The sequence below is a fragment of the Hyphomicrobium sp. genome (genome assembly GCF_020852195.1).
GTDB lineage: Bacteria > Pseudomonadota > Alphaproteobacteria > Rhizobiales > Hyphomicrobiaceae > Hyphomicrobium_C.
Map to the genome: position 1 here is coordinate 36,814 of NZ_JADZBI010000043.1, position 6,505 is coordinate 43,318.

Here is a 6,505-nt window from a genome sequence, read left to right on the forward strand (position 1 = left end):
CATGACGGAGCGCGACGACATTGAGGCACTGTTGCCGTGGTACGTGACTGGCCGTCTTGCGCCGGCGGAGCGTGCGCGCGTCGAAGCGTATCTCGATGCGCATCCGGACGCAGCCAGGGGGCTTGCGCTCGCCAGGGAGGAAGCGGAGGCGTCCATTGCCGCCAGCGATGCGATTGCCCCACCGGACCCTGCAGCACTCGAACGCCTGATGGCTTCCATCGCATCCGCTCCGCAGTATCGACGCGCATCGGCGGCGAAGCCCGGCCTCATCGAGCGGCTGGCCCGCTGGCTCAGCTCGCTCGCGCCGCATCAACTCGCCTATGCAGCCGCCGGTCTTATCGCGCTGCTGATGCTGCAGGCTGTTACCTTGGGAACAGTTTTCATGATGCCCGACGCCGTATATCAGACCGCGACTGGTCCAGACGGCGGTGCCGCACGCTCGTCCCCCGCCGAACTGCTCATCGGCTTTGCCCCGGAGGCGACCATGGCTGACGTCTCGCACTTCCTCAAAGAGAACGGACTGACCGTCGTCGATGGTCCGCGCGCCGGTCTCTACCGCGTGCGCAGTGAATCGCAGGCCGACGCGGCCACGCTCGCGGACAAACTCAAGACATCGCCGATCGTGGCGTCCGTCCTGCCGGGACGCTGAGCCATGCGGACTCGGGTCGCCGCTGCAGCCGCGCTGCTGTTCGCTTTCCTTGCGTTGCCGATGTCTGCCGCCAACGCGCAATTCCCGTTGCGTGATGTCGAAGCCGGGAAGCTCGCCGGCCACTGCGGACCCGGCCGCAAGGCGATCGGCCGTCTTTGCATCAACGTCGGCCCGAAGCTCTGTCCACCCGGACGCATCCGCCTCAAGGGCCACTGCGCCAAGCTGCCGGACCGCGTCGTCATTCCCGGAAACATCACTTTGCCCTGCCCAAAGGGCCACAAGCGCCGCGGCAAGCGTTGCGTCGAGGTGGGCACGCCGCAGGTCTGCCCACCGGGCCGCGTGCGTCGTCACGGAGCCTGCGTCAAGACTCCGGACGATGTCGCCAATCCTGGTGGGATCGTCGAGCCATGCCCGAAGGGCCATAAGCGTCTCGGCAAGCGCTGCATAGAGATCGTCACGCCACAGCCGTGCCCGAAGGGCCAGGTCCTGCGGCGGGGCAAATGCGGCGCAGTTCCGGTTCCGCCTGTCGTGACATTTCCCGAGGAAGCCTGCCGCATGGGCTACGAACGGCGAGGCAAGCACTGTGTCGCCGTCGTGCCGCCATCGTCGCCGCCGTCCATCGCACCGCCCACTGCGCCGCCCAAGACCGCAACGCCGCCGCCGAGCGTCCCGCCGTCGATCCTCGCCTTGACCGCAAACCGGCCGCATCGACCGCGCGAGATCCTGGTTCTGCTCCCCACGGCCGACGCCCAGGCGAGGACAACGGATCTTATGCGCCGGCACAGTCTCGTCGCCGTCGACTCGTTGCCCATCCCCTTGATCGATGCCACGCTCGTGCGCCTCACCCTCGTCGACAACCGCCCGCTCGAGCAGGTCCTCGCCGCGCTTGCGGGCGACAGCAGCATCCAGGCCGCGCAACCCAACTATCGCTTCGAGGCGAGCGAGATGCATATCGCCGGCGTCAAGCATCGTCTCCAGTACGCGCCGGCCAAGATGCGCATACCCGAGGCGCATGCCATCGCCAGAGGACGCGGCGTCAAACTGGCGGTCATAGACACCGGCATCGACGAAACGCATCCGGAGATCGCCGGTGCGATCGCCAACCGCTTCGACTCGTTGCGCGAGGGAGCCCCACGGGCCGAGCCTCACGGCACGGCGATTACCGGCCTCATATCCGCGCGCCTCAGCCTGCAAGGCATCGCCCCCGAAGCGCGCGTGCTGTCGGTTCGCGCATTCGCCGGCGGCGAATCCGGTCCGCCACAATCGACGTCGCTGGCCCTAGTCCGCGCCATCGACTGGGCGTTTGCCGCCGGGGCGCGCGTCTTCAACATGAGCTTCGCCGGACCGCGGGATGAGTTGCTCGGCAAAGTCATCGCCGCGGCTGCAAGGAAAGGGGCCATATTCGTCGCCGCCGCCGGCAACGGCGGTCCGAACGCGCCGCCGGCCTATCCCGGCGCGTTTCCGGATGTCATTGCGGTCACCGCCACAGACGACCGCGAGCAGATCTATTCCGCGGCCACGCACGGTGGGCACATTGCTATTGCTGCACCCGGCGTCGATATCCTCGCGCCTGCGCCCGGTGCGGTCTACGACTTCTCGTCCGGCACGTCGATGGCAGCAGCCCATGTCACCGGCATCGTCGCGCTGATCCTTGAGCGCGATCCCGACGCGTCGCCAGCCGCAGTGCGTACGATCCTGACGAAGACCGCGCGCAAACCTAACGCTGCGGATCCCGCGATATTCGGCGCCGGCCACATCGACGCTCTGCGCGCGTTGGAGAATCTGGAAACCCGTGCCGGACTTGAGTGATCGCTTCTACCTGACCACAGGCCGGCTCGCACCGAGCCCCTTGCGACAACGACGGCTGTGGCCCGGATCTAAGCGGCCGAGCTGATGCTCGGATCTCTTGCGAGATTTAGACCCGTGCGAAAGCAAAATCCGGCATGGAAGCTCCGCACGGCTTGAGCGGCAGTGGCTTCCAGCAGGCGTTCCGCGTTCTGCATGGACTGCGCCAGGCTCATCGGGCCTTGAGCAATGCAGAAGCAGGCCGAAACGCCGACAGCGTGCAGCGCCTCGACGCCGTCTCCGATGCTGCCGGCCAGGAGGATGACCGGAATACCGAGCGCGCGCGCGCGGGAGGCAACCTCGGCCGGAATCTTCCCGCGCGCGCTCTGCGCATCGACACCGCCCTCGGCTGTGATGAGAAGGTCGGCTCCTGCCAACTTCTCATCGAAGGGGAGGTAGCGCCGCACCACTTCGAACCGCGGGATGAGTGTCGCACCACAAAGGCCCGCCAGCGCGGCGCCGATGCCCCCGGAGGCACCAGCTCCCGGCAAGGCGGCAACATCCCGGCCCGTGGCCTCATATACGCGCCGCGCAAACACGCACAGCGTATCGTCCAACTGCTCGACCAGCTCTGGGGATGCGCCCTTCTGCGGCCCATAGATCCGCGAGACGCCTCGCGGTCCAGTGAGCACGTTCTTCCAGTTGACTGCGACCTCGATCTCGCATGCAGCGAGCCTCGGGTCGAGATCCGAGACATCGATCCGGGCCAGTTTCCTGAGTGGCAAGGCGCCCTCGCCAAGCTCATGGCCATCGTGATCGAGAAGACGGGCGCCGAGCATGCGCACAAGTCCCGCACCGCCATCGTTGACGCCGCTGTCGCCGCAGCCGACGAGAATTCGCCTCGCCCCCAAGTCGAGCGCTTGGCGGATGAGCCGCCCGACGCCAGCGCTAGAAGCGCGTGCGAGGTCGCGTTCGGCCGGCGCGACGAGTAGCAAGCCCGCCGCAGCCGCGATCTCGATAACCGCCGTCGACTTCGTTGCTTGTCCGAGCAACCCGATCTCCGCCTCGATCGCCCGCCCGAGCGGATCCGTGGTCTGCACGCGGTGCAGCAATCCGTTGGTCGTTTTGACGAGAGCGCGCGTGAACCCTTCCCCTCCGTCCATGAGCGGCAACACGTCGATGCGCGCAGAGGGAAGCGCGCGGGCCGCTCCGCGCGCGATCGCGGCGGCCACGCGGGGTGCGTCGAGACCTTCCTTGAAACCGCTCGGCGCAACGAGAATGTTGAGTGCCATGCCGCTCTCTCCCTGCCGGCCACCGGATCAGGGATTGAACGCCGAGCCGCCCACTTCATTCCCACCGGCTGCTGAGAACATTCCGATCGCCGGCCACAGGACGAGCGCGAACCCGACGAGAATGATCCACGAGATCAAAAACAGCGGCGCCCCGAGCCGCACGAGATCGCTGCGGAAGGATCCAGAGTCCGTGCCGCTCGCGAAGATCAACAGCGACTTCGCGCCATAAGGCGTCAACTGGCAGAACCCCGTCCCGAGCGCGATGACGAGCGCGAGCGGCACGATGTCGAAGCCGGTCTGGGACAGGGGGACCGCGATCGCGGTGATGAGGACGGATGCGCGCGCGCTGCGGGAGGGAATGACAACATGCGCGAGCATGGAGAGGCATGCGATCAGCGCGACGGTGGCCGCTTCACTCGCCAGGACAGCATGCGGCAGGGCGGCCATGAGCCCTGCACCGATCGTTCCGGCAGCGCCGGAGGCGACCATTGCATCGGCCAGTAGGACGGTGGAGACAAGAAGCACGAGGAGCTTCCAGTCGATCGCTCTGCCCATGTCGCCAATGGCCAACGGTTGAAGTCGCGACGTCAGCAGGACGAGGCAAAAGGCCGAGAGGAGTCCCACCCCGGCGAGGCCAATTCCAAGCCAGCCGCTCGCCATCCACAACGCCACCGTCGCCGCAACGACCGAGAGCATTCCCACACGCACCGCGCCAAGCCGCCCATGGGTGCCGGAAGACGCGCAAATGAGCCGTCGACGCCGATCGTGGTCCAGAAAGAGTCGCATGACGAGCCACGCAGCCGCAAAGCTGGTCGCGAGTGCAACCGGCAACGCGGGCAACATCCAACCCAAGTAGCCGATGCGTCCACCACCGGATTTCTCGATGATCTCGAGCGCCACAACATGGGCCGCAGCACCCGTCAGCACCCCGCCGGCCGACAGGAGAACGACGCTTGGAACGAGCAGGGCGAACGCACGGTCCGTGAGCTCGTCATCTACCGCTTTGGCGAGCATGCGATGGATGGGCACCAGTATGGCCGCCCGTACGGACGTCGCGGGGAAGACGAAAGCCGTGGCCATGACGAGCGCTGTAGTGCGGTAGGCGAGCGACGACACCGGCATGGAGCGCCGCAAGGCGAAGGCGCTCAGCACCTCGAAGAGCCCCGCGCGCCGTATTGCGAACGCGATGACGTAAGCCGCGATCAGCAGCCAGACGAGATCGTGGCGAGCCGCGGCCACTATCTCCCTGATCGCAATGACGTCGAGGGCTGCCAACATCAGGACTGCAAGCGCCCCGGTGATCCAGTCTTCCGACAGGGCGAGGCACCACGCCGCAAGCGCGCCCGCATAGATGACAAGGACAAGGCGTTCCTGCACCTCCAGGCCCCGCGTCACAGACCAGGAGACCGTGAGGACAAGCGCGAACACGAGCCAAGGAACAACGCTTCGCACGGCAGCCCTATGCGCCAGGGCCGTGGTCATTTCCAGGCTCTGTCGATGAGCTGCTGCTCTTCATCCGGTTTCACGACGTCCGTGCCGCCGAGCAGCGACACCAGCGCCTTGAGCGCTTCCTGTTCCGGTGCGCCCGCTGGGGTGTAACGCGATCCGTCGCCACTGTCCTGGTGCGCAATGGTGGCCGTGCCCTCCACGCTCCAGATCCCGGTCTCCGACGAGCGGCAAGCCACTGCCGCCATGCGCGGCACGAGGTCGGGAGCGAGCACTTCGAACTCCCGACAGATACGGGCGTTGCGGTCGCGAAAGGTGCCGGCGACCATGAGATGCTCCCTGCTATCCGACGCTCGACCGACAGGAATAGGATCGCCGGATCTCCGGGTCTCGAGAATGCTCGCAAGCTCGCTCCCGGCATCAACCGGCCCCGGCACGAGAGCCCGCGCGATGTCCGTCCGTGCGCTCGGCAACGACCAGATGAAGACAGCGGCAAAGAGAGCCGCCAGGCACGCGGCCATCGCCAGACCGAGGCGCGTGCCCGGACGCAGAAGCTCCGACCTCAACTTCGTCGGGAACACGCGGGCCGAGCGCTCGGTAGTCCCTCGGGCGGAGACCGGATCTTTGGCGTCGCCCTGACGGCCCAGAATCATCGCCACAAGCGCCGGGGATGGCGGATCTGCGTCATCCGCATAAGCGAGCCGCACGAGCTCCCGCGTGCGTCGAAAATCCTCGAGCGCGCTTTGCTCCTCGACTGAGAGCCCCGCCTGTACACCACCCACGATTTCCGGCGCCGAGCCCAAAAGATCGCCATCGGCATAAGCCATCAACTGCTCATCGGTGAGGCGCGCCATCTAACCAATCCTCCCTTCGCGTGCGGCCAGGGGCCGTGGGGCCTCGATCGCGCGGGCAAGCTTGCGCCGCGCCCGTGCCAATCGGCTCATGACGGTGCCTTGCGGAACTCCAATCACCTCTGCAGCGTCCTGATAGGAAAGGCCGTCGGCAACAACGAGCATCAGAACCTCGCGCTGCTCCTGAGGAAGCTCGGATATGGCCTCGCGCACGCGCGCCAGTTCCTGGCGTGCTATGGTTCGCTCCTCGATACGCGTATCGACCGGAACGATCGCCACGACATCATCCGTGAAATCAGCAGGCCTGCGGCGTTGCGCCTGCCTCACGCGATCGATATGTGTCGTCTTCACGATCTGGAACATCCATCGATCGAGGCGCGTGCCTTTCTCGAACTGGTCAAGCCGCGCCAGAGCCTTCTCGCAGGCCTGCTGAAGGATGTCGTCGCCCAGATCGCGCGAGCCGGCGAGGCCCCGCGCGAAGC

The 6,505-nt window shown here is 66.5% G+C and carries 6 protein-coding genes; 2 read left to right on the plus strand and 4 right to left on the minus strand.

What is annotated here, in order from left to right:
* Nucleotide 1 precedes the first annotated feature (1 nt).
* Together IT540_RS03730 and IT540_RS03735 are read left to right on the plus strand one after the other, a co-directional pair.
* The gene (locus IT540_RS03730) at nt 2-649 is read left to right on the plus strand and encodes a hypothetical protein (RefSeq protein WP_291173458.1); all 648 of its coding nucleotides are present in this window, start codon (nt 2-4) and stop codon (nt 647-649) included.
* 3 nt (nt 650-652) lie between these two features.
* Entirely contained in the window at nt 653-2,458 is a 1,806-nt protein-coding gene (locus IT540_RS03735; RefSeq protein ID WP_291173461.1) for a S8 family serine peptidase, read from the plus strand.
* Between the two features lie 68 nt (nt 2,459-2,526).
* Here IT540_RS03735 and IT540_RS03740 read toward each other — a convergent pair whose 3' ends face one another.
* The 4 genes from IT540_RS03740 to IT540_RS03755 all read right to left on the minus strand — a co-directional run.
* The gene (locus IT540_RS03740; protein WP_291173463.1) at nt 2,527-3,726 is read right to left on the minus strand and encodes a glycerate kinase; all 1,200 of its coding nucleotides are present in this window, start codon (nt 3,724-3,726) and stop codon (nt 2,527-2,529) included.
* 27 nt (nt 3,727-3,753) lie between these two features.
* Nucleotides 3,754-5,208: an SLC13 family permease gene (locus tag IT540_RS03745; protein WP_291173466.1), complete on the minus strand. Its 1,455-nt coding sequence runs from the start codon at nt 5,206-5,208 to the stop codon at nt 3,754-3,756.
* Nucleotides 5,205-6,026 (minus strand): hypothetical protein, encoded by an 822-nt coding sequence (locus IT540_RS03750; protein WP_291173469.1) that lies wholly within the window; start codon nt 6,024-6,026, stop codon nt 5,205-5,207. Before IT540_RS03750 ends, IT540_RS03745 begins: the two co-directional genes overlap by 4 nt.
* Nucleotides 6,027-6,505: RNA polymerase sigma factor (locus tag IT540_RS03755; protein WP_291173472.1), on the minus strand; the 479-nt coding region annotated here is incomplete at its 5' end.

Excerpts from the sequence above, each read along its gene's own strand:
- IT540_RS03735 (WP_291173461.1), top strand. The coding sequence starts at position 653 with ATGCGGACTCGGGTCGCCGCTGCAGCCGCGCTGCTGTTCGCTTTCCTT.
- IT540_RS03750 (WP_291173469.1), bottom strand. The coding sequence starts at position 6,026 with ATGGCGCGCCTCACCGATGAGCAGTTGATGGCTTATGCCGATGGCGAT.
- IT540_RS03740 (WP_291173463.1), bottom strand. The coding sequence starts at position 3,726 with ATGGCACTCAACATTCTCGTTGCGCCGAGCGGTTTCAAGGAAGGTCTC.
- IT540_RS03745 (WP_291173466.1), bottom strand. The coding sequence starts at position 5,208 with ATGACCACGGCCCTGGCGCATAGGGCTGCCGTGCGAAGCGTTGTTCCT.
- IT540_RS03730 (WP_291173458.1), top strand. The coding sequence starts at position 2 with ATGACGGAGCGCGACGACATTGAGGCACTGTTGCCGTGGTACGTGACT.